General features: G+C 67.1%; 21 protein-coding genes. 6 read left to right on the top strand and 15 right to left on the bottom strand.

Going from position 1 to position 22814, the window contains the following annotated elements; translation table 11 throughout:
- From folP to U4Y91_RS09630, 3 genes are all read right to left on the bottom strand, one after another.
- Nucleotides 1-942, bottom strand: coding sequence for a dihydropteroate synthase (gene folP / locus U4Y91_RS09640; RefSeq protein WP_321804874.1), 942 nt, complete (start codon nt 940-942; stop codon nt 1-3).
- Between the two features lie 28 nt (nt 943-970).
- A complete protein-coding gene (ftsH, locus tag U4Y91_RS09635; protein WP_321804873.1) occupies nt 971-2866 on the bottom strand; it encodes an ATP-dependent zinc metalloprotease FtsH in 1896 nt (631 codons plus the stop codon).
- Nucleotides 2867-3032: 166 nt separating this feature from the next.
- The gene (locus U4Y91_RS09630; RefSeq protein WP_321804872.1) at nt 3033-3695 is read right to left on the bottom strand and encodes an RlmE family RNA methyltransferase; all 663 of its coding nucleotides are present in this window, start codon (nt 3693-3695) and stop codon (nt 3033-3035) included.
- A gap of 193 nt (nt 3696-3888) precedes the next feature.
- Between U4Y91_RS09630 and U4Y91_RS09625 the strand changes: the two genes are divergently transcribed.
- The gene (locus tag U4Y91_RS09625; RefSeq protein WP_321804871.1) at nt 3889-4416 is read left to right on the top strand and encodes a YhbY family RNA-binding protein; all 528 of its coding nucleotides are present in this window, start codon (nt 3889-3891) and stop codon (nt 4414-4416) included.
- Nucleotides 4417-4474: 58 nt separating this feature from the next.
- On the opposite strand, the gene U4Y91_RS09620 is transcribed toward U4Y91_RS09625, so the two are convergent.
- From U4Y91_RS09620 to gloB, 8 genes are all read right to left on the bottom strand, one after another.
- Nucleotides 4475-4933, bottom strand: coding sequence for a DUF4149 domain-containing protein (locus U4Y91_RS09620; protein ID WP_321805081.1), 459 nt, complete (start codon nt 4931-4933; stop codon nt 4475-4477).
- Between the two features lie 14 nt (nt 4934-4947).
- Nucleotides 4948-5424 (bottom strand): transcription elongation factor GreA, encoded by a 477-nt coding sequence (greA, locus tag U4Y91_RS09615; protein WP_014897431.1) that lies wholly within the window; start codon nt 5422-5424, stop codon nt 4948-4950.
- A 118-nt stretch (nt 5425-5542) separates the two neighbouring features.
- Nucleotides 5543-8797 (bottom strand): carbamoyl-phosphate synthase large subunit, encoded by a 3255-nt coding sequence (carB, locus tag U4Y91_RS09610; RefSeq protein WP_321804870.1) that lies wholly within the window; start codon nt 8795-8797, stop codon nt 5543-5545.
- A gap of 60 nt (nt 8798-8857) precedes the next feature.
- Complete coding sequence (gene leuE, locus U4Y91_RS09605) at nt 8858-9529, bottom strand: leucine efflux protein LeuE (protein ID WP_321804869.1); 672 nt, start codon at nt 9527-9529, stop codon at nt 8858-8860.
- 37 nt (nt 9530-9566) lie between these two features.
- Nucleotides 9567-10712, bottom strand: a complete 1146-nt coding sequence (gene carA, locus U4Y91_RS09600) for a glutamine-hydrolyzing carbamoyl-phosphate synthase small subunit (protein ID WP_321804868.1) — start codon at nt 10710-10712, stop codon at nt 9567-9569.
- 362 nt (nt 10713-11074) lie between these two features.
- Nucleotides 11075-12307 carry an MFS transporter gene (locus U4Y91_RS09595; RefSeq protein WP_321804867.1) on the bottom strand — a complete coding sequence of 411 codons (1233 nt, stop codon included), beginning with the start codon at nt 12305-12307 and terminating at the stop codon, nt 11075-11077.
- Between the two features lie 159 nt (nt 12308-12466).
- Nucleotides 12467-14035, bottom strand: coding sequence for a transglycosylase SLT domain-containing protein (locus U4Y91_RS09590; RefSeq protein ID WP_321804866.1), 1569 nt, complete (start codon nt 14033-14035; stop codon nt 12467-12469).
- 151 nt (nt 14036-14186) lie between these two features.
- Nucleotides 14187-14993: a hydroxyacylglutathione hydrolase gene (gene gloB, locus U4Y91_RS09585; RefSeq protein WP_321804865.1), complete on the bottom strand. Its 807-nt coding sequence runs from the start codon at nt 14991-14993 to the stop codon at nt 14187-14189.
- Nucleotides 14994-15011: 18 nt separating this feature from the next.
- Between gloB and U4Y91_RS09580 the strand changes: the two genes are divergently transcribed.
- From U4Y91_RS09580 to dnaQ, 3 genes are read left to right on the top strand one after another with little or no spacing between them, the layout of a single operon-like run.
- On the top strand, nt 15012-15824 hold the full coding sequence (locus U4Y91_RS09580; protein WP_321804864.1) for a class I SAM-dependent methyltransferase: 813 nt from the start codon (nt 15012-15014) through the stop codon (nt 15822-15824).
- On the top strand, nt 15821-16264 hold the full coding sequence (rnhA, locus tag U4Y91_RS09575; protein ID WP_044844905.1) for a ribonuclease HI: 444 nt from the start codon (nt 15821-15823) through the stop codon (nt 16262-16264). Before U4Y91_RS09580 ends, rnhA begins: the two co-directional genes overlap by 4 nt.
- 50 nt (nt 16265-16314) lie before the next feature.
- Nucleotides 16315-17049, top strand: coding sequence for a DNA polymerase III subunit epsilon (gene dnaQ, locus U4Y91_RS09570; protein WP_321804863.1), 735 nt, complete (start codon nt 16315-16317; stop codon nt 17047-17049).
- Between the two features lie 40 nt (nt 17050-17089).
- Here the strand turns inward: dnaQ and U4Y91_RS09565 are convergent, their stop codons facing one another.
- Entirely contained in the window at nt 17090-17422 is a 333-nt protein-coding gene (locus U4Y91_RS09565; protein WP_044844907.1) for a YnfA family protein, read from the bottom strand.
- Nucleotides 17423-17961: 539 nt separating this feature from the next.
- Between U4Y91_RS09565 and proP the strand changes: the two genes are divergently transcribed.
- Complete coding sequence (gene proP, locus U4Y91_RS09560) at nt 17962-19446, top strand: glycine betaine/L-proline transporter ProP (protein WP_321804862.1); 1485 nt, start codon at nt 17962-17964, stop codon at nt 19444-19446.
- Nucleotides 19447-19563: 117 nt separating this feature from the next.
- On the opposite strand, the gene U4Y91_RS09555 is transcribed toward proP, so the two are convergent.
- Nucleotides 19564-19761, bottom strand: coding sequence for a hypothetical protein (locus U4Y91_RS09555; RefSeq protein ID WP_044844954.1), 198 nt, complete (start codon nt 19759-19761; stop codon nt 19564-19566).
- 343 nt (nt 19762-20104) lie between these two features.
- Entirely contained in the window at nt 20105-20734 is a 630-nt protein-coding gene (locus U4Y91_RS09550) for a glutathione S-transferase (RefSeq protein WP_321804861.1), read from the bottom strand.
- A 170-nt stretch (nt 20735-20904) separates the two neighbouring features.
- Here U4Y91_RS09550 and phaZ point away from each other — a divergent pair, with 170 nt between their 5' ends.
- Nucleotides 20905-22128 carry a polyhydroxyalkanoate depolymerase gene (gene phaZ / locus U4Y91_RS09545; RefSeq protein ID WP_321804860.1) on the top strand — a complete coding sequence of 408 codons (1224 nt, stop codon included), beginning with the start codon at nt 20905-20907 and terminating at the stop codon, nt 22126-22128.
- On the opposite strand, the gene U4Y91_RS09540 is transcribed toward phaZ, so the two are convergent.
- The gene (locus U4Y91_RS09540) at nt 22115-22783 is read right to left on the bottom strand and encodes a phosphoribosyltransferase (RefSeq protein WP_321804859.1); all 669 of its coding nucleotides are present in this window, start codon (nt 22781-22783) and stop codon (nt 22115-22117) included. The two genes, phaZ and U4Y91_RS09540, sit on opposite strands and share 14 nt — an antisense overlap.
- Nucleotides 22784-22814: the final 31 nt, after the last annotated feature.

Here is a 22814-nt window from a genome sequence, read left to right as displayed (position 1 = left end):
TTATCGTTGCCGCGCGGCTTCGCGCACGGCGTTCCAGACCTTCAATGCATCGACCGTCGCCGCGACGTCGTGCACGCGCACGATCGCAGCTCCACGCCCGACCGCGCACAACGCGGCCGCCACGCTTGCCGCGACGCGTTCCATCGGCGGCTTGCCGCCGATCACCGCGCCGAGCATCGACTTGCGCGACATGCCCGCGAGAATCGGATACGCGCGCCCGTCGGGCCGCGCCGGCGCCGTATCCGGCAAAGCGGCCAGCAGCGCGTAGTTGTCGTCGACCACCGCCTTGCCGAACCCGAAGCCCGGATCGACGCAGATCCGTTCCGGCGCGACGCCCGCGTCGCGCAGCGCCTGTGCGCGCGCGGCGAGAAAATCGCGCACGTCGCTCACGACGTCGCCGTAATCGGGCTCGCCGACCTGCATCGTCTGCGGCTCGCCGAGCATGTGCATCGCGCACAGCCCGCTGTTGCCCTCGCGCACCGCATCGATCGCGCCAGGCTGACGGAAACCCCAGATGTCGTTGATCAGGTCCGCGCCGGCAGCGAGCGCCGCGCGCATCACGGCCGGCTTGTAGGTGTCGATCGACAGCGGCACGTTCAGCGGCCGCAACGCTTCGACCAGCGGGATCACGCGCGCGAGCTCCTCGTCGAGCGGCACGGGCGGCGCGCCGGGACGCGTCGACTCGCCGCCGATGTCGATCAGGTCGACACCTTCGGCGATCATCCGCTCGGCCTGACGCAGCGCATCGTCGCGCGCGAGGAAGCGGCCGCCGTCGGAGAACGAATCGGGGGTGGCGTTGAGAATGCCCATCACGAGTGGGCGTTCGAACGTCAGGGAGAAACGGCCGCACTGGAGCGGCGCGGGAATGGATGCTGAAACAGCGGAATCGGACACGGGCGGGAGGCGTTGATGAATGCAAAACGGGCCGGTGTGAAGCCACACCAGCCCGTGAACGGTGCTACGGCGGAGGTCAGGCCGGCGAAGCAGGCGCCGGTGCGTTGCCGGGCTTCACTTCGGCGGCGGTGCCGCCGCCCGACGAATCGCCGCCGACAGCCGGCGAGCTCTTCGGCGAGCGCGGCGGACGCCCTTCCATGATGTCGTTGATCTGATCGGCGTCGATCGTTTCCCACTCCATCAGCGCGGCCGTCATTGCCTCCACCTTGTCGCGGTTCTCTTCGAGCAGACGGCGTGCAAGGCCGTACTGTTCGTCGAGCACGCGGCGGATTTCGCCGTCGACCTTCTGCTGCGTCGCTTCCGAGATCGTGCGCGTGAAGCCGCGGCCGAACGGGCCGTTGTCACTCTCGTCGTCGACGTAGACCATCGGTCCGAGCGCGTCGGTCATGCCGAAACGGGCCACCATCGCGCGTGCCGTCTGCGTCGCTTTGTTGAAGTCGTCCGACGCGCCGGTGCTGATCAGGTTCAGGAACAGCTCCTCGGCCACGCGGCCGCCGAACAGGATCGCCAGGCGGTCGAGCAGGTAATCCTTCGAGTACGTCTCGTTGTCATGCTCCGGCAGCTGCCACGTGACGCCCAGCGCGCGACCGCGCGGAATGATCGTGACCTTGTGGACCGGGTCGGCCTTCGGCAGCAGCTTCGCGATCACCGCGTGGCCCGACTCGTGGTAAGCCGTCGCGCGCTTCGCTTCCTCGCGAATCACCGCCGACTTGCGCTCCGGACCCATGAAGATCTTGTCCTTCGCGTCCTCGAAATCCTGCATCTCGACGATGCGCTTGCCGCGGCGGGCGGCGAACAGCGCCGCTTCGTTCACGAGGTTCGCGAGATCGGCGCCCGAGAAGCCCGGCGTGCCGCGCGCGATGACCGCTGCGTCGACGTCGTTCGCGATCGGCACCTTGCGCAGGTGCACGCGCATGATCTGCTCGCGGCCGCGGATGTCCGGCAGGCCGACATAGACCTGGCGGTCGAAACGGCCCGGACGCAGCAGCGCCTTGTCGAGCACGTCGGAACGGTTGGTCGCGGCGATCACGATCACGCCCGAGTTCGCTTCGAAGCCGTCCATCTCGACCAGCATCTGGTTCAGCGTCTGCTCGCGCTCGTCGTTGCCGCCGCCCATGCCGGCGCCGCGATGACGGCCGACCGCGTCGATTTCGTCGATGAACACGATACACGGTGCGTGCTTCTTCGCCTGTTCGAACATGTCGCGCACACGGGCCGCGCCGACGCCGACGAACATTTCGACGAAGTCGGAACCCGAGATGCTGAAGAACGGCACCTTCGCTTCACCGGCGATCGCGCGGGCGAGCAGCGTCTTGCCGGTACCCGGAGGGCCGACGAGCAGCACGCCGCGCGGAATGCGACCGCCCAGCTTCTGGAATTTCTGCGGGTCGCGCAGGAAGTCGACGAGCTCGGACACTTCTTCCTTCGCTTCGTCGCAGCCTGCGACGTCGGAGAAGTTCACCGCGTTGTTGTTCTCGTCGATCAGCCGCGCACGCGATTTCCCGAACGAGAATGCGCCGCCTTTGCCGCCCCCCTGCATCTGCCTCATCATGTAGAACCAGAACACGATGATCAGGATCGTCGGCCCGAGGTAGTACAGCGCGGACATCAGCGCGTTCGGCTCGTCGTCGGCCTTGCCGCTGACCTGCACGCCGTACTTCATCAGATCGCCGACCATCCAGATGTCGCCGGGCGACACGATCTGGTATTTCTGGCCATCAGCCGGAGTGACGGTGAGGTTGCGCCCCTGAACGATGACGTTCTTGACCTTGCCGTTCTTGGCGTCGTCCATGAACTGCGAATAGGACACACCTTCCTGGACGCGGGGCTTGTCGAACTGCTTGAACACCGTAAACAGCACCAGTGCGATCACCAGCCACACTGCTGCCTTCGAAAACATATTGTTGTTCAAAGCACCACTCCTTCACTCGTAGACGAGCGCCTACATTTTCCTTGCGGCGCTCCTCGGTCATTCTAATCCAGTCCGACCACCCCTGCCATAAGGATTGACAACCGCCGCGATAGCGCTTCGCTTGTCTGGCAAGGGCCGGAGCCCGTTTGCGGCACCCCGCTCCGCGTCACCGCGGATGCTTCAGATGCCGACCCAAAATGAACGTTTCGGACGATTTGTCGCGGGACGCCTTCGGCTTGCGCGGCGCGACAGTCTTAAACTGCTGTTTGAACTTTTCGACGATCTGGCTGTAGCCGCTGCCGTGAAAGCACTTCACGAGCAGCGCACCGTCCGGCTTCAGATGATTCTGCGCGAATTCGAGCGCCAGATCGCACAGATGCTCGATGCGCGCCGCGTCCGCCGAGGCCACGCCGGAGAGGTTGGGGGCCATGTCGGAAATAACAAGGTCCACCGAGCGACCTTCGAGCACTTCTTCGAGCTGGTGGAGGACGGCGTCCTCGCGGAAGTCGCCCTGCAGGAAATGGACGTCGGCGATCGGCTCCATCGGCAGGATGTCGAGCGCCACGATCGTGCCGTCGATGCCGCCTTCGCGCTCCGCGTCACGCTTCTTGCCCTGCGCGAGCTTGTTGCGGGCATACTGGCTCCAGCTGCCCGGCGTCGCGCCGAGGTCGACGATCACCTGGCCCGGACGGATCAGCTTGTCCTGCTCGTCGATTTCCTTCAGCTTGTACGCGGCGCGCGCGCGATAGCCCTCCCGCTGCGCCATTTTGACGTACGGGTCGTTGATGTGGTCGTGCAGCCAGTGCTGGTTAAAGCGGTTTTTTGCCATTCGAGAGAGAGATTGCTGCTATTTGCTTCGTGAAGCCGTGCTTTTGGCGGATAATACGCGTCTTCTTCGCGCGGCTGCGGCCCCTTCCGGGCCCAAGCCGCGATTTTACGTGGTTTCGGCGCGCGGCTGATGCGGTAACTTCCCGCGATTCGTTTCTGACGCAGCGCGCCCCTATTTAGATTTCGACATTTCCATGCCCGCCCTTTCGCTTTCTCCCGCCGAGCGCTCCGCGCTGCGCTCCCAGGCCCATGCGCTCAAGCCCGTCGTGCTGATCGGCGCCGAAGGGCTCACCGACGCCGTGCTGAAGGAAATCAAGGTGCACCTCGCCGCGCACCAGCTGATCAAGATCCGTGTGTTCGGTGACGAGCGCGACGAGCGCGTCGCCATTTACGACGAGATCTGCGACCGCCTGAACGCGGCGCCGATCCAGCACATCGGCAAGCTGCTGGTGATCTGGAAGCCCGAGGCCGCCGTGGCGACCCCGGCCCGCGGCCGTCGTGCCGGCACGCTGCCGAGCGCGGCCGAAGCCGTCGACGACAAGAAAGGCCGTGCACCGCGCACCGTCAAGGTCGTCAAGGTGTCGCCGAACGCGAGCCCCGTGCGCCGTCCGAAGCCGGTGAAAGTCACGGTGCGCGGCAACGAGCGCGTGACGGCAGGCGGCACGGTGAAGCGCGCGAAAAAGCGTCAGGCCAGCACGAAGCGGCCGCACCAGGGCAAGTAATCCTGCCGCGCGGCACGGGGCACCCCGTGCTGCACTGCCGGTGCGGCGCTCAGGCCAATCAGGCGTCTTGCGCCGGCAGACGCCAGATCAGCATCAGCCCCAGCACGCTCTCGACAAGATAGAACAGGCTCGAGACGCCGTGCAGCATCCCGAAGCGGCTCGCATACGGCGAGTTCGCGATATCGGTGCCCGCCTCCATCGCGGCCACCCGCAGCGCGTTCATGAACGGCTGCAACGCAAAATACCCGACCAGCACGCACGCGACCATCGCCGCGACGATCCAGCGCACGCGACGATAATCGCCGCTGCCGCGCCGCACCTGCTGGTTCGACAGCGCGAGCAGCAGCACGCCGCATACGACACCGAGGATCGCCTCGATGCGGAACAGCTGGGCGGCGACCGAGCCGGCCGTCACCCGCTCCAGCGTCTTGAACAGCACGGGCGCGACCGCATACCCGATCGTCAGCAGGCTGCCGACCCACACGGCCGACAGCAGACGGAACACGCGATGCGGCATCACGTCGCCCCGCTTCAGATGTAGCTGACCGAGATGATTTCGTACTCGCGCACGCCGCTCGGCGCCTGCACGGCCGCGACGTCGCCTTCGGACTTGCCGATCAGCGCACGTGCGATCGGCGAGCTGACCGAGATCAGGCCGTGATCGATATCGGCTTCGTCGTCGCCGACGATCTGATACTTGACGGTGTCGCCCGACTCGAGATCCTCGAGTTCGACCGTCGCGGCAAACACCACGCGACCGTCGGCGTCGAGCACGGTCGGATCGATGACTTGCGCGGCGGACAGCTTCGATTCGAGTTCCGCGATGCGACCCTCGATGAAGCCCTGCTTTTCCTTCGCGGCGTCGTATTCGGCGTTTTCGGACAGATCGCCCTGTGCGCGGGCCTCCGCGATCGCGTTGATCACGGCCGGCCGCTCGACGGACTTGAGGCGCTGCAATTCATCGCGCAGTTGCCCTGCGCCACGCTTTGTCAACGGAATGGTGCTCATAAACGGCTCAATCGCTAAAAACGGCTATAAAAAAAATCACCGCGATTAAACGTATTTCCGGTGAACCGGAAACACCGCTTAATCGCGGCACGTGTTGCTTCGACAGGTAACTGACTGCTTAGTTTAGGCGAGCGTGAAGACCTTGTAAATCATAGACTTCCAGATCCTTCAGGTAGCGCAGGCCTTCGACGGCCGCGCGCGCGCCGGACATCGTCGTGTAGTACGTGACCTTGTGCGCCTGCGCGCTCATGCGGATCGAACGCGAATCGGCGATCGCCTGGCGCGTCTCGTCGACCGTCGTGAACACGAGCGCGATCTCGCCGTTCTTGATCATGTCGACGATGTGCGGACGGCCGTCCTTCACCTTGTTCACGACCTTCACCGGCACGCCGGCCGCTTCGATCGCGGCAGCCGTGCCCTTGGTCGCGACGATCGGGTAGCCGAGGTCGTGCAGCATGCGCGCGACTTCGACCGCCTTCGGCTTGTCCGCGTCCATCACGGTCAGCAGCACCGTGCCCGACTCCGGCAGGCGCGAACCGGCCGCGAGCTGCGACTTGAACAGCGCTTCGCCGAACGTCTGGCCAACCCCCATCACTTCGCCGGTCGAACGCATTTCAGGCCCGAGGACCGGGTCGACGGTCGGGAACTTGACGAACGGGAACACGGCTTCCTTCACGCTGAAGTACGGCGGCTCGACTTCCTTCGTCACGCCCTGCTGCGCGAGCTTCTGGCCGACCATCGCGCGCGCCGCGATCTTCGCGAGCGGCAGGCTGGTCGCCTTCGACACGTACGGCACCGTGCGCGAGGCGCGCGGGTTCACTTCGAGCACGTAGATGATGTCCTGCTTCGAGCCGTCCGCCTGCGGCACCTGCTGGATCGCGAACTGCACGTTCATCAGACCGACCACGTTCAGCGCCTTCGCCATCGCGCCCGTCTGGCGCTTCAGCTCGGCGACGGTTTCCTTCGACAGCGAGTACGGCGGCAGCGAGCATGCCGAGTCGCCCGAGTGGACGCCCGCCTGCTCGATGTGCTCCATCACGCCGCCGATGAACACCGCTTCGCCGTCGCAGATGCAGTCGACGTCGCATTCGATCGCGTCGTTCAGGAAGCGGTCGAGCAGCACCGGCGAATCGTTCGACACCTTCACGGCCTCGCGCATGTAGCGCTCGAGGTCGCGCGGCTCGTGGACGATCTCCATCGCGCGGCCGCCCAGCACGTACGACGGACGCACGACGAGCGGGTAGCCGATTTCGGCCGCCAGCGCGAGCGCTTCGTCTTCGGCGCGCGCGGTGCGGTTCGGCGGCTGGCGCAGGCCGAGGTCCTGCAGCAGCTTCTGGAAGCGTTCGCGATCTTCGGCCGCGTCGATCATGTCCGGCGACGTGCCGACGATCGGCACGCCGTGCGCCTCGAGGTCGAGCGCGAGCTTCAGCGGCGTCTGGCCGCCGTACTGGACGATCACGCCGACCGGCTTTTCCTTGTCGACGATCTCGAGCACGTCTTCGAGCGTCAGCGGCTCGAAGTACAGGCGGTCGGACGTGTCATAGTCGGTCGACACCGTTTCCGGGTTGCAGTTGACCATGATCGTTTCGTAGCCGTCCTCGCGCATCGCGAGCGCCGCGTGCACGCAGCAGTAGTCGAACTCGATGCCCTGGCCGATCCGGTTCGGGCCGCCGCCCAGCACCATGATCTTCTTGTTGGTGGTCGGCTGCGCCTCGCACTCTTCCTCGTAGGTCGAGTACATGTAGGCCGTCTTGGTCGCGAACTCGGCCGCGCAGGTGTCGACGCGCTTGTAGACCGGGCGCACGTTCAGTTCGATGCGGCGGCGGCGCACGTCTTCCGGCGTCGCGCCGAGCAGCTTCGCAAGGCGGCGGTCGGAGAAGCCGCTCTGCTTCAGGAAGCGCAACTCGTCGAACGTCAGCGACGCGAGCGTGCGGCCGGCGAGCGCCTTTTCCTTCAGGATGATCTGCTCGATCTGCTCGAGGAACCACGGGTCGATCGCGGTTTCCGCGAAGATTTCCTCGGCCGTCATGCCGATGCGGAACGCATCGCCGACGTACCAGATGCGGTCCGGGCCCGGCTCGTGGATCTCGATCGCGATCTCGTCGCGGTCGGTCGACTTCTCGTCGAGACCGTCGACGCCGACTTCGAGGCCGCGCAGCGCCTTCTGGAACGATTCCTGGAATGTGCGGCCGATCGCCATCACCTCGCCGACCGACTTCATCTGCGTGGTCAGGCGCGAATCGGCTTCGCGGAACTTCTCGAACGCGAAACGCGGGATCTTCGTGACGACGTAGTCGATCGTCGGCTCGAACGACGCCGGCGTCTGGCCGCCGGTGATTTCGTTCTTCAGCTCGTCGAGCGTGTAGCCGACCGCCAGCTTCGCCGCGACCTTCGCGATCGGGAAACCGGTCGCCTTCGAGGCGAGCGCCGACGAACGCGACACGCGCGGGTTCATTTCGATGACGACCATGCGGCCGTCCTTCGGGTTGATCGAGAACTGCACGTTCGAGCCGCCCGTGTCGACGCCGATCTCGCGCAGCACCGCGAGCGATGCGTTACGCAGGATCTGGTATTCCTTGTCGGTGAGCGTCTGCGCCGGCGCGACCGTGATCGAGTCGCCGGTGTGCACGCCCATCGGGTCGAGGTTCTCGATCGAGCACACGATGATGCAGTTGTCGGCGCGGTCGCGCACGACTTCCATCTCGTATTCCTTCCAGCCGAGCAGCGATTCCTCGATCAGCAGTTCGCGCGTCGGCGACAGGTCGAGGCCGCGCCGGCAGATCTCTTCGAATTCTTCACGGTTGTATGCGATGCCGCCGCCCGAGCCGCCGAGCGTGAACGACGGACGGATCACGACCGGGTAGCCGCTGCCGCCGGTGCCGGCCATGATCTCGGCGTGCACCTGGGTCGCTTCTTCCATCGAGTGCGCGATGCCCGACTTCGCGGAACCGAGACCGATCTTGGTCATCGCTTCCTTGAACTTCTGGCGGTCTTCCGCCTTGTCGATCGCTTCCGGCGACGCGCCGATCAGCTCGACGCCGAACTTCTCGAGCACGCCGTGGTGGTGCAGGTCGAGCGCGCAGTTCAGCGCGGTCTGGCCGCCCATCGTCGGCAGGATCGCGTCCGGGCGCTCCTTCTCGATGATGCGTGCGACCACTTCCCACGTGATCGGCTCGATGTACGTGACGTCGGCCGTGTTCGGGTCGGTCATGATCGTCGCCGGGTTGCTGTTCACGAGGACGACCTTGTAGCCCTCTTCACGCAGCGCCTTGCAAGCCTGCGCGCCCGAATAGTCGAACTCGCAAGCCTGGCCGATGATGATCGGGCCGGCGCCGATGATGAGGATGCTTTTGATGTCTGTGCGTTTTGGCATGGCTTGTGAATTCAGTAAGTAATCTTTGTCGTGGCGTTGTCGTCGGTCGGCAGGCCGCGCTCAGCTCATGGTGGCGAGCGCGAGCTTCACCGAGAAACCGATGAACAGGCCGCCCACGCTGCTCGCCGCGCCCGCCGCGAGCTTGCGGCGGCGGCGGAAATGCTCGGCGAGCCGTGCGCCCGCGAAGATCAGCGTGCTCAGGTACAGGAAGCTCGCGCATTGCGCGATCGCCCCGAGCACGACGAACGACAGCGCGGGATGCGGGAATGCCGGGTCGACGAACTGGATGAAGAACGAGATGAAGAACAGGATCGCCTTCGGATTCAGGAGGCTCACGATCAGCGCCTTGCGGAACGGCTTGTCGAAAGACCGCTCGCCGTCGACCGCGGGCGTTGCCTCGGCCGGCGCATTCGCCGGCGCGCGCAGCTTCTGCCACGCGCTGCGCAGCATGCCGGCGCCGATGTAGAGCAGATACGCGGCGCCGCCGTACTTGACGACGGAGAACAGCAGCGGGTTCGCCTTCAGCAGCGACGCGACACCCGCGGCGGACAGCACCATCAGCACCGTATCGCCGACGAACACGCCGCAGGCCGCGCGATAGCCGGCCTTCACGCCGCGCTGCGCCGCGAGCGACAGCACGTACATCGAGTTCGGTCCCGGCAGCAGGATGATGAAGATCACGCCGAACACGTAGGTCCAGATATCCGTGATGCCGAGTGCGTGGCCGAACATGATGCGAATCTCCCGTTCTTCGGTTGCTTCAGTTGCGTCAGGCGTTGCGCTGCTTCGCCGCGTCCATCAGTGCGGTGAAACGGTCGAACAGATAGCCGATGTCGTGCGGGCCGGGCGACGCTTCCGGGTGGCCCTGGAAGCAGAACGCCGGCTTGTCGGTCAGCTCGAAGCCCTGCAGCGTGCCGTCGAACAGCGACACGTGCGTCACGCGCGCGTTGGCCGGCAGCGAATCCGCGTCGACCGCGAAACCGTGGTTCTGCGACGTGATCACCACGCGACCGTCGCCGAGATCCTTCACCGGGTGGTTCGCGCCGTGGTGGCCCGTCTTCATCTTGAGCGTCTTCGCACCGACCGCGAGGCCCATGATCTGGTGGCCGAGGCAGATGCCGAAGGTCGGCACGCCGCGCTCGATGAACTGCTTCGTGGCCGCGATCGCGTAGTCGCACGGCTCAGGATCGCCGGGGCCGTTCGACAGGAAGATGCCGTCCGGATTCAGCGCGAGCGCGTCGGCCGCGCTCGCCTCGGCCGGCAGCACCGTCACGTGGCAGCCGCGCTCCGCGAGCATGCGCAGGATGTTGTACTTGACGCCGAAGTCATACGCGACGACGCGGTACTTCGGCGCTTCCTGCATGCCGTAGCCGCTGCCGAGGCGCCATTCGGTCTGCTTCCACTCGAACGACTTCGTGGTCGACACGACCTTCGCGAGGTCCATGCCCGCGAGGCCCGCGAACGAGCGCGCGAGCTCGATCGCCTTCGCCTCGTCGTCCGAGCCGGCCAGGATGCAGCCGCTCTGCGCGCCCTTGTCGCGCAGGATACGGGTCAGCTTGCGGGTATCGATGCCGGCGATCGCGACGACGCCTTCGTCGCGCAGGTAATCGCCGAGCGTGCGGTCCATGCGGAAGTTCGATGCGAGCGTCGGCAGATCACGGATGATCAGGCCGGCGGCATGGACTTTCGTGGCTTCGACGTCTTCGGCGTTGACGCCGACGTTGCCGATATGCGGGTAGGTGAGCGTGACGATCTGACGCGCGTAGCTCGGATCAGTCAGGATTTCCTGATAGCCGGTAATCGCGGTGTTGAACACGACTTCACCGATCGTGTGGCCTTCGGCCCCGATCGAATAACCACGAAAGACCGTGCCGTCGGCGAGTGCAAGCAAGGCGGGAGAAAAAGACGGCAACACGGGAGGCTCCTTGGGGAACACCCTGCTGCCGACCTGTTTACCCTGCCGCGCGAGCGCCGCGCTGCGTAGGCGCGCGGAATCGCTAGCTGGACGCGACCTGTGTTGTCGAGACGCGAACCCGGCGCGTGGCGCACGAGGCTTCGCGGCATCGCCCGACAGGCGGCGTGCGGCGGATGAACGGGATGAGTGAGGTAGGCGCTAGGGTGCGAGGTTGATCAGCACAAACTTTCAAATTATAGCCCGAAAATGACCTTATCTTCAATCGATATGGCCGTCCGATCGTGCATGCGGCGCGCGTGAAGGCGCGCAATCGCGCACGATATTGGTTGCTGCGGCCCTGTTTCCGCAGCCGCCCTACCCCGTCAGCGTACCGCCGGATCAACGTGCTTGCCAGCGCTGCGCGCGGGCCACACGTACCAGACCGCGCTCGCGAGCTGCAGCGCGAGCAGCACGCTCCACGCGGTGTCGTGCGCGGCGGCCGGGTAATGGCCGTCGACGGCCGGCCAGTGCGACAGCACCGCGCCGATGCCGATCTGGAACGCAAAGATCAGCACGAAGATCACGAGCGTCAGCGTCGTATTCGCGCGGCCGATCAGATGCGCCGGGAAGTGACCGGCCAGCACCGCGTAGGTCAGGATCCCGACGCCGCCGAACATCCCGTAGGCCGCCCACAGCACGGCCGGCGGCAGCGGCACGCGCGTGACGATCGCGGCCTGCGTGGCGACGAACAGCGCCATGCCGATGCCGCAAAATGCCTGGACGGACACCCCGCGGCGCTCGAGCACGCGCGCCGCCGCGCCGAAGCCGACGCAGCCCGCCATCATCGCGAAGCCGAGCACCGACACGAGCCGCGCGGCGTGCTGCGCATCGAACCCCGCGACGTCGCGCAGGTACGGGCCGACCCACAGCGACTGCATCGCGTAGAACACGCCCTGCGTGACGATCGAGAACGACGAAATCTTCCAGAACGCACGGCTGCCCAGGATGTGCCACGTGCCCTTGAATTGGCTGACGAGCCCGCCCTGGTGACGCGGCCGCTCGACTTCCGGCGCACCGAAGCCGATCGCGGCCGCGACGACGATCGTCAGGCCCGCGAGGCCGCCGCAGATCACGCGCCAGCTCGTCACGCCGAGCAGCCAGGTCAGCGGCGAGCCGACCGCGACGCCGCCGAGGCCGCCGACGGCCATCACGAGACCGTTGACGAGCGGCAGCCGGCCGACCGGAAAATGCTGCGCGAGCGCCTTGAACGCCGCGCCGAGACACACCGATACGCCGACGCCGATCAGGAGCCGGCCGACCATCATCGTGCCGAGGTCGTGCGCGATGCCGAACACGGCGGCGCCGGCTGCCGCGAACAGCAGCATCCCGGCCGTCACGCGGCGCGGGCCGAAATGGTCGAGCAGCACGCCGGCCGGGATCTGCGCGCCGGCGAAGCCAAGGAAATAGAGACTGGTGAGCAGCCCGAGATCGGCGGCCGACAGCCCGAGCTCGTGCGTGACGAACGGCGCGAAGCCGAGATTGACGCCGCGGAACACGTACGACACGAAATACCCGACCGCAAACAGCGCGAGCACCCTCACCTGCACCGACGACATCGCTTCTCCTTGTGACTGCGGGCCCCGCGAAGCAGCGGCTGCGCTGCCGCGCACAAACGAAAACGCCGTCACCTCGGTGACGGCGTTGCTACGCGTTTCGTCAGATGATAACGCAATCGCGCGGCCCGGCCGGGCCGCCGCGCTACGATCGCGGCCGCGTTACTTCTTGCCCTTGTGCGCAGCGGCCTTCGGTGCAGCCTTCGCGGGCGCGGCCTTGGCCGCGCGGGCCGCCGGCTTCGCGGCACCGTGCTTCGCGCCGCGCGACTTGCCGCCGACGGACAGGCTCGCGCGCTCGATATGCGCGCCGGCGGTCGACGTCGCGATCCGCTCCGGGCCCGGCTCGGCCGGCACCGCGCGGCCGACCGGCACGTGCAGCACGAGCGCCTGGCCCGGCATCGCGAGATCGCGATGCGTGCGGTTCCATGCCTTCAGCTGCGCGACCGACACGCCGTAGCGGCCGGCGATCGCCGCCATCGATTGCTTGCGGCGCACGCGGATCAGCATCTTGCGCGTGTCGGGCACGTCGGGCTCCATCGCGAGCACGCCGTTTTCCGCGACGTCCGCGCTGATGTCCTCGTCGTCGTCATCGCCGCGCGGCACGACGATCGTCGAGCCCGGCTTCAGGCGCATGCCGGCCGGAATCTTGTTGACCGACATCAGCGTGTCGGCGTCCACGCCGATCTTCTCGGCGATCGCGGCCGGGCGCGCGCGCTCGCTGACCGTATAGGTGGTCCACGTCGACAACTGGCCGTTGTAGGCCTTCAGGTTCTTCTCGAACGCCGCCGCGTTGTCGAACGGCAGCAGGATCTGCGGCTCGGTCGCGCCGAGGATCACCGGCTTCGCGAACGACGGGTTCAGCGAGCGGAACTCGTCGAGCGACAGGTTCGCGAGCTTCGCGGCCACCGCCACGTCGATGTCGCGCGCCGTCGTGACCGTCACGAAATACGGGTGGTTGGGGATCTCCGGCAGCGTCAGGCCGAACTGCTGCGGATTCGCGATGATGTTCTTCACCGCCTGCAGCTTCGGCACGTAGTTGCGCGTCTCGTTCGGCATCCGCAGGCTCTGGTAGTCGGTCGGCAGGCCGGCCGCCTGGTTGCGCGCGATCGCGCGCTGCACGTTGCCTTCGCCCCAGTTGTACGCGGCCAGTGCCAGGTACCAGTCGCCGAACATGTCATGCAGGCGCGACAGGTAGTCGAGCGCGGCGCTCGTCGACGCGAGCACGTCGCGACGCTCGTCCTGCCACATGTTGCGCTTCAGGTTGTACGTGCGGCCCGTGCCCGGCATGAACTGCCACATGCCGGCCGCCTTCGCGACCGACAGCGCCTGCGGATTGAATGCGGATTCGATGAACGGCAGCAGCGCGAGCTCGGTCGGCATGTGGCGCGCCTCGAGTTCCTCGACGATGTGATAGAGGTACTTCTGCGAGCGCTCGGTCATGCGCTGCACGTAATCGGGACGTTGCGTGTACCAGGTCGTCTGCATGTCGACGAGGTCGGTCTGCAGGTCGGGCATCTGGAAGCCGCGGCGAATGCGGCCCCAGAGATCGGAGTCGGCACTGGTCAGGTCGCCGACGGATTGCTTGTCGACGTCGACAGTTTCTTTGGCGGTGGCTGATTTACGGAGAAAGTTGGACGTCGCCTGCGAATCGGCGGCGTTGTTGGCGACAGGGGCCTGGCTCGCGCAAGCGGCGAGCAGCAGGACCACCATCGCACTCAATATAAGTCGCATGAAAATCTCGGCTTCCGACGGCTGGAAATTGCTGGCGATACTACGGAAGTGCGTGCTTCACGTCAATAAAAACACCGAAAACTCAGCGAAATCCTACATTTGCAGCAATTTTTACAGACGCTACCTGAGGTTTGGAGTCCTCCGGAAATCGTCATCGGAACCGGTTTTTCCACTCGCGCATCAGCGTGAATGCCGCCAGTCGATCCGGCACCGTTTCGTGCAGCTCGGCCTCGAGCGTCGCATGAATGGCCGCGCTGTCCGACCGCATGAACGGGTTGACGGCACGTTCGTGCGCGATCGTCGTGGGCAGCGTCGGCACGCCGCGCGCGCGCAGCGCCTGTGCATCGTCGCGCCACGCGGTGAGCGCGGCATTGCCCGGTTCGCACGCGAGCGCGAAGCGGATGTTCGACAGCGTGTATTCGTGTGCGCAATGCACGCGCGTGTCGCCGGGCAGCGCCGCGAGCGCGTCGAGCGACGCGAGCATCTGTGCGGGCGTGCCCTCGAACAGGCGGCCGCAGCCGCATGAGAACAGTGTATCGCCGCAGAACACGTGAGGCGTGGCCGCGCCCTGCCCGGCCGCCTGGAAATACGCGATGTGGCCGCGCGTATGACCCGGCACGTCGAGCACGTCGAACGCAAGCGCCGGTGCGCCGAGCGTCACGCGATCGCCGCCTGCGAGCGGGCGCGTGACCACGTCGATCGATTCTTCCGCCGGGCCATAAACGACCAGCGGCACATCGTCCGGTTGGCCATCTCGCAGCGCCGCAACACCGCCGACGTGGTCGGCGTGATGGTGCGTGAGTAAAATAGCGGTCAAGCGCCAGCCGCGTTCGGCAAGAACACGGCGTACCGGCGCGGCTTCACCCGGGTCGACGGCGATCGCATCGCGGCCGTCCGAGACGAGCCAGATATAGTTGTCTTCGAATGCCGGCACCGGCACATATTCCAGCTCGTTCATGGGCGCGCAATCATCGTTATGTCCGATCGTCAAATTATAGACTGGCCCGCCTGGACCGACTCGCCACCCGGCCGCTACGTGCTGGACTGGGAGCAGGCGCAGCTCGACCGGATCGTGTCCGACGTCTTCGGGTTCCACGCGCTGCAGCTCGGCCTGCCGCAGCTCGACGCGCTGCGCGAGAACCGCATGCCGTATCGCGGCCTCGTGCTCGACCCGGCAAGCGGCGCGAGCGCGCCCTTCCAGTATCCGTGGGCGCGCGAGGCGCACGCGCCCGACCATGCGCCGGCCGATCGCAGCACGACCTGGTGCGACCTGCTCGACCTGCCGTTCGACTCGCAGAGCGTCGACCTGATCGTGATGCCGCATACGCTCGAATTCACGTCCGACCCGCACCGCCTGCTGCGCGAGGCCGAACGCGTGCTGATGCCGGAAGGCCAGCTCGTGATCACCGGCTTCAATTCGCTGAGCCTGTGGGGCATGCGGCAGTCGTTCGGGCGCATGGCCAACCGCCCGTTCGTGCCGGCCGCACGCGACCAGATCGCGTTCATCCGGCTCAAGGACTGGATCAAGCTGCTCGGCTTCGATCTCGAGCGCGGCCGCTTCGGCTGCTACCGGCCGCCGCTCGTCACCGACAAATGGCTTGCCCGCTACGGCTTCATGGAAGCCGCCGGCGACCGCTGGTGGCCGATCTTCGGCGCCGTCTACATGGTCACGGCCGTCAAGCGCGTGCGCGGCATGCGTCTCGTCGGCCCGATCAAGATGAAGAAGCCCGTGCTCGCGCCGGGCCTGACGCCGGCAGCCACCCCGACCACCCATCAAGAACACTCATGACCACCGACACCATCGACATCTATACCGACGGCGCCTGCAAGGGCAACCCCGGCCCCGGCGGCTGGGGCGCACTGCTGCGCTACGGCGACCGCGAAAAGGAGCTGTTCGGCGGCGAACCCAACACGACCAACAACCGCATGGAGCTGATGGGCGTGATCGCCGCGCTCGAGGCGCTGAAGCGGCCATGCCGCGTGATCGTCCATACCGACTCGCAGTACGTGCAGAAAGGCATCAGCGAGTGGATCCACGGCTGGAAGAAGAAGGGCTGGGTCACCGCGGCGAAAACCCCCGTGAAGAACGCCGACCTGTGGAAGCGGCTCGACGCGCTCGTCGCGCAGCACGAGGTCGAGTGGCGCTGGGTGAAGGGCCACGCGGGCCATCCCGAAAACGAACGCGCGGACGCGCTCGCGAACCGCGGCGTCGCATCGCTCGCCGCCTGAATCGCAGCCTGAACGCAGGCCGCCCTACTGTCTTTCCCGATTTATCCGACATGCGCCAGATCATTCTCGATACCGAAACCACCGGCCTGAACCCCCGCACGGGCGACCGCCTGATCGAAATCGGCTGCGTCGAGCTGCTGAACCGGCGGCTCACCGGCAACAACCTGCATATCTACGTGAACCCCGAGCGCGACAGCGATCCGGGCGCGCTGGCCGTGCACGGCCTCACGACCGAATTCCTGAGCGACAAGCCGAAGTTCGCGGAAGTCGTCGACCAGATCCGCGACTTCGTGAAGGACGCCGAGCTGATCATCCATAACGCGCCGTTCGACCTCGGGTTTCTCGACGCCGAATTCGCGCGGCTCGACCTGCCGCCGTTCACCGAGCATTGCGGCGGCGTGATCGACACGCTCGTGCAGGCGAAGCAGATGTTCCCCGGCAAGCGCAACTCGCTCGACGCGCTGTGCGACCGGTTCGGCATCAGCAACGCGCACCGCACGCTGCACGGCGCACTGCTCGACTCGGAACTGCTCGCCGAAGTCTATCTCGCGATGACACGCGGCCAGGACAGCCTCGTGATCGACATGCTCGACGACGCAGGCGCCGACGGCGGCGCGGCGAACGGCCAGCGCGTGGCGCTCGCGTCGCTCGACCTGCCGGTGCTCGCGGCGAGCGACGACGAACTGGCCGCTCACCAGACCCAGCTCGACGAACTCGACAAGTCGGTCAAGGGCACCTGCGTATGGCGCAAGTCCGCCGACGCGGACGCTGCCGAAGCCGCCTGACGCGGCGTCTCACAAGCCGAAGCCGTGCCTGCAGCCGCGCTCAAGCGCGCGGCTGCAGTGCGATGACGGCCATCCCGCCGAGCGCGAGCATCGCACCCGCCACGTCCCAGCGGGTCAGCGCGATGCCGTCGACCGCCCGCAGCCAGATCAGCGCCACCGCGATATACACGCCGCCGTACGCCGCATACGTGCGCCCCGCCGCGCTCGGGTGCAGCGTCAGCAGCCACGCGAACAACGCGAGCGACAGCGCGGCAGGCACCAGCAGCCAGACGGGCCTTCCCCCTTTCAGCACGAGCCACGGCAGGTAGCAGCCGACGATCTCGGCCAGTGCAGTGACGGCGAACAACGCCGCAATCCTGATCAGTTCGGTCATCCGGTTCCTCGCAGATTCGGCCCCATCCGGCGGGCCGCGCGACCCCGCCGCGCGCCGCCGATCATACCGGAGCCGGCCCCGCCGGAACCGCCGCCAGACGGGCGATTCCGGGCAATTTGCACGATCGTCTGTCATCGTGCTATCATGTCACCTGTTTCAACATTCAATCTCTGTCTATTCGATTTCGCAAGAAGTCCGTCCGCGTATTGCGGGCCGGCGCTTCGACCGAAATTGCATCCACAGGAAAGCCCGCCCGACAGGCCCGCTTTTCTCGTTTCGTTGCCCCTCCGGGGCACTTGCCGGAACGCCGGACTCCGTCCGCGCCGGCATCTGCCGCTCGCATCACGCGGCCCATTCTTCATGAGCGCACCGTCGCGACGGCCCATCGGGCCCGCGTCGAAGCAGTCCCTTACGGCCCTTTACCGCCCCATGTGCAGTAAGCGCTTAAATGGCCTGCCCCGACGCGCAGCACACGACATCGCGCTCGCCGGCAAACCGTGTCGGACGGCCCGCCCGTTCCGGCGCAGTCAAAGGAGTGCATGACCTTGACCGCAACACACGTCAGCCCGACCGCTGCTTCTTCCTCCACGTCGTCCGGCGAGGCTACGCGCGCCGCGGACGACATTACCGTCGTCGACCAGAGCCTGCTCAAGCGCGCCGTCAGCGCGATGGCCATCGGCAATGCGATGGAATGGTTCGACTTCGGCGTCTACAGCTATATCGCCGTCACGCTCGGTAAAGTGTTCTTCCCGTCCAGCAGCCCGTCCGCGCAGCTGCTCGCGACCTTCGGCACGTTCGCGGCCGCGTTCCTCGTGCGCCCGCTCGGCGGCATGGTGTTCGGCCCGCTCGGCGATCGCATCGGCCGCCAGCGCGTGCTCGCCGCCACCATGATCATGATGGCCGTCGGCACCTTCGCGATCGGCCTGATCCCCAGCTACGCGTCGATCGGCATCATGGCGCCCGTGCTGCTGCTCGTCGCCCGCCTCGTGCAGGGCTTCTCGACCGGCGGCGAATATGGCGGCGCCGCCACCTTCATCGCCGAGTTCTCGACCGACAAGCGCCGCGGCTTCATGGGCAGCTTCCTCGAGTTCGGCACGCTGATCGGCTATGTGATGGGCGCCGGCGTCGTCGCGCTGCTCACCGCGTCGCTGTCGCAGGAAGCGCTGCTGTCGTGGGGCTGGCGCGTGCCGTTCCTGATCGCGGGCCCGCTCGGCCTGATCGGCCTGTACATCCGGATGAAGCTCGAGGAAACGCCGGCGTTCAAGCGCCAGGCCGAGGAGCGCGAAGCGCAGGACAAGGCCGTGCCGAAGGCGCGCTTCCGCGAGACGCTGATGCGCAACTGGCGCGCGCTGCTGCTCTGCGTCGGCCTCGTGCTGATCTTCAACGTGACCGACTACATGGTGCTGTCATACCTGCCGAGCTTCATGTCGTCGACGCTGCACTTCGACGAGTCGCACAGCCTCGTGCTGGTGCTGATCGTGATGGTGCTGATGATGCCGCTGACGCTCGCCGCCGGCCGCCTGTCCGACAAGGTCGGCCGCAAGCCCGTGATGCTGGCCGGCTGCGTCGGCCTGCTCGCGCTGTCGATCCCGTCGATGATGCTGATCCATGCGGGCACCACCGCGTCGGTGTTCAGCGGCCTCCTGATCCTCGGCGTGCTGCTGTCGTGCTTCACCGGCGTGATGCCGTCGGCGCTGCCGGCGCTGTTCCCGACCGAGATCCGCTACGGCGCGCTCGCGATCGGCTTCAACGTGTCGGTGTCGCTGTTCGGCGGCACGACGCCGCTCGTCACCGCGTGGCTCGTCGACATGACCCACAACCTGATGATGCCCGCGTACTACATGATGGGCGCGGCCGTGATCGGCATCGTGTCGGTCGTCGCACTCGCCGAAACCGCGCGCCAGCCGCTCAAGGGCTCGCCGCCGGCCGTCGCGTCGCGCCGCGAGGCGCACCAGCTGGTGCGCCAGCTGCGCGAGGAAGACGACGCGGAAATCTACGGCGTCGTGTCGCCCGCGCGAGCCTGAGCGTCGCCCGCTCGCCCATGAAAAAGCCCCGGCCGAAGCCGGGGCCCGATCGAATCCGATCTGCCCGACCGGCTTGCGCCGGCCGGGCGTTTTTTTATCCGTCGATGTGACGCGGGTTCATGCGTGCGCTTCGCAGTGGCGGCAGAAGATCAGCGCACGCGAACGCGACACGGCTGCCTGCGCGCCCCGCGCGGCGACGATCAGGCCAACCTGGCCGAGATTGAAGTCGCGCTCGACCATCAGCTGCGTCAGCGCGGCAAGCGGCAACACGACGGACGGGTGGTACAGACTCGATTCGATCAGCGCTCTCATCATCGGCTCCATCAGGCAATGCATATTCGATGGAGTGGATTCTAGGGACGGCCCGCATCCGGATAAACAGCGCGAATGCGAAGTCACTTGTCAGCGGCGGAGAACAATCGGCTCGTCCTTGCCGGACGGGGCCGAGCGGGTGGCGCGCGGTCGCCCGGGCGCGTAAAACGCAGCGGCGCGACGTGGTTTTCAGCACGTCGCGCCGAACAATAACGCGCGGTCGGACGCGCCGCGGACTGCGGTTGGGTCGATACGCGCCGAATGCCAGCCCGGTTCCGACGCGGCGGGGCCGGTCGCGCCGCCCTCGCCCGCCGTCGTTTCGGTGCCGCCGGGATCGACGCCGGGTTCAGGCGAGCGGCGTCTCGACAAACGCCGGCAGCGCTTCCGCACGCGCCGAATGCGCGGCCAGCGCCGGATACCGGGCCGGATCGATCCGTGCGAGCGCCGGGTAATCGGCGGCCATGAATTGCGTGAAGCGCCAGGCGACGGCGACGGTCACGTCGGACTGCAGCAGCCGCGCGCCGCCGAACCAGCCGTTCGCGGCCGCGACGAGCGGCTCGAGTTCGCCGTACGCGGCTTCGAGCTGGCTCAGCACGCGCTCGAGCCAAGGCGCGTGCTGCTTGTCGGTCGGCCGCAAAGCGTGCTCGTACACAACCTGCACCGTCTTCTCGGCCGCCGCCAGCGCAAGGCCGACCGGCACCAGCGTGCGCAGCCGCGCGTCGGCGGCGTCGGGCAACAGGCGCCGCTCCGGCGCGACGCGATGGTCGAGGTAGTCGACGATCAGCGACGAATCGAGCAGCGTCGCACCGTCGTCGGTCACGAGCGTCGGCGCCTTCACGACCGGGCTGAACGACCGGAACCGGTCGAACTGACGAAACACCGAGATCGACTCGTGTTCGAACGGCAGGTCGAGCAGCTTCGCCGAAATGGCGACACGGCGCACGAACGGGGAATCCAGCATGCCGATCAGCTTCATCGCAAACGCTCCGCTTGGGGGAATGGGACCGACGACTGTAGCAGCGCCGTGCGTCGGTGCCTAGCGCCGCGCATGCCTGATGCGCGTCACCCGGTCACGATTCCGACACCCGCTTGGCGGCGAGAGTGACCATAATGCAGATTCACCCCCCTTCCGCCTCGAGGTTCGCCATGTGGTACGACGTCGTCGAGCAGCAGCGGGAATGGATGCGCGCGTGGCGCGCCGCGACGCGCCACGCGTTCGACGTGTGGCCCGCCGCGACGCTGCCGCACGCCGCGTCGTCATGCTACGACGACCTGTTCGAGCCGCTCCTCGGGCCGGCCGCCGGGCCGCCGCGCTTCGAGATCCGGCGGCCGGCCGTCGACGAGCGGATCATCGCGCGCACGCCGTTCTGCCAGTTGCGGCGCTTCGCACGCGACGATGCGCGGCGCTCGGTGCTGCTGTGTGCGCCGCTCGCGGGGCACGCGGCCGTGATGATGCGGGAAACCGTCGAGGCGCTGCTCGCCGACGGCGACGTCTGCGTGACCGACTGGGTCAATGCGCGCGACGTGCCGCTCGCGGCGGGCCGCTTCGGGCTCGACGAGTACGTGGCGACGCTCGACGGCTTCGTCGACGCCCTCACCCGCGACGACCGGCCGCTGCACGTCGTCGCCGTGTGCCAGGCCACCGTTCCCGCGCTCGGCGCACTTGCGCTGCGCGCCGCGCGCGGCCACGCACCGCCCGCGAGCGTCACGCTGATCGGCGGGCCGCTCGACGCACGCATCAACCCGACCACGCTCGGCACCACGGCCGCGTCCCGTTCGCTCACGTGGTACCGCCGCCACCTGATCGACATCGTGCCGCCCCGCTTCCCCGGCCGTGGCCGGCACGTGTTCCCGACCTATCTTCAGCAGGGCGAGATCGCGCTGCTGTATCCGCAACGCTTCCTGACGCTGATCGAGGACTACGCGCGCGCCGCGTCGCACTTCGACCTGACGGCGCTGGCGAACGCGCGGCGCGCGCTGCGCGAATACACGGCGCTGCTCGACATGCCGGCCGAATACTTCCTGGATACCGTCGATATCGTGTTCCAGCGGATGTGCCTCGCGAACGGCACGTGGGAAGTCGGCGGCCAGCGCGTGGAGCCGGCCGCGCTGCGCGGCGTCGCGCTGCTGACGGTCGAAGGCGGTTGCGACGCCGTCACCGGCGCCGGCCAGACGCATGCGGCACTCGACATGTGTCGCGGCCTCAAGGCCGGCGAGCGTCAGCGTCTCGATATCGACGATTGCGATCACTACGGGCTGTTCACGGGCGCGCGCTGGCACGGCAACGTCCATCCGGCGCTGCAGCGCGAGTTCGCGCAGGCCGAAGCCGTTCGCCCGGGATCGCGCCGGCGCCGGATCAGGCGGACGTGAGGTCGTCGTCCGGCCCGCGGGCCGCATCGAGGAGCGCACGCACCTCGTCGTCCCCGGTCTGGTCGAAACGCGCGTAGAACTGGCTGATCCCGAAGAAGCGCAGCGGCTGCGACACCGTCACGAACGCATCGGCCAGATCGTCGAACGCATGCAGGGCACCGGCCGGCGCGACGGGTGCGGCGGCCACGATGCGCGCGGGATGGCGCTCGCGCAGCGCCTGCAGTGCGACGCGCATCGACGCGCCGGTCGCGATGCCGTCGTCGACGACGATCGCGATGCGGCCGTCGACCGGCAGCGGCGGCCGCGCGCCGCGATACAGCGTGTCGCGGCGCTGCAGTTCGGCGGTCTCGCGCACGATCACGTCGGCCAGTTGGGCATCGGACACGCCCATCGAGCGGATCGCCGCGTGCTGCAGGTGGATCGCCCCGCCGGTCGCGATCGCGCCGATCGCGAATTCGGGATCGGAGGGCATGCCGAGCTTGCGCACGACCAGCACGTCGAGCGGCGCGCGCAGCGCCTGCGCGATCGGGAATGCGACCGGTACGCCGCCGCGCGGCAGCGCGAGCACGACGACGTCGCGACGCCCCGCATAGTCGTGCAGCGCGTGCGCAAGCTGACGACCCGCGTCGGCGCGATCGGCAAAACACTCGGTCAAGATCGGCTCCCTGCCGTTGTGCCGGATGCGC

Origin of the sequence: Burkholderia sp. BCC1993 (assembly GCF_905339865.1) — a bacterium.
Classification (GTDB): Bacteria; Pseudomonadota; Gammaproteobacteria; order Burkholderiales; family Burkholderiaceae; genus Burkholderia.
Note: the sequence above shows the minus strand (reverse complement) of the source record. Positions and strands in the feature narration are given on the sequence as shown.